This window comes from Vibrio sp. 10N.261.52.A1, from assembly GCF_002876325.1.
GTDB lineage: Bacteria > Pseudomonadota > Gammaproteobacteria > Enterobacterales > Vibrionaceae > Vibrio > Vibrio chagasii.
Genome location: NZ_MCYD01001145.1, coordinates 1 through 402 on the forward strand (window position 1 = coordinate 1; position 402 = coordinate 402).

Annotated in this window: 1 pseudogene; it reads right to left on the minus strand. The window is 39.8% G+C overall.

Going from position 1 to position 402, the window contains the following annotated elements:
- Positions 1–179: 179 nt before the first annotated feature.
- Positions 180–402 (minus strand): annotated as a pseudogene (locus BCT81_RS29630) (GNAT family N-acetyltransferase); the annotation flags it as partial.

The following is a 402-nucleotide window of genomic DNA, read 5'->3' on the forward strand; positions in this document are numbered from 1 at the left end:
CAGGTATTACATTAGATTCATTTGCTTAAAAATGAGGTGTTGAATGATGCGGCTTGAGAACTCTAAGAAGCTTTTGGACAGAAACGTTTTTGGACACAAACAGCTTAGGCACCTTACATTAAGCCACAAGGTTAAACGAAGTATCTTGAGACTCTCAAACGTTTGTTCGTCCTTTGTGGTTAGTACATATAGCCAAGCCAGTCAATATGGCCATCTCCCCAATTCTTTGCATTCATTGGCTTTATATAAAGCTCATCAACATGTTCAACAGCAACACCATAATTCGTGTGTTCATGAAGCCTTAACCAAGAGTGGGTTCCCTTGACTTGAATATACCCTCGTGCTGAATAGAAACTGTGTAGCTCTGAGACAAGAATGATGAAGTCTGAAGTGGTCAAGTAA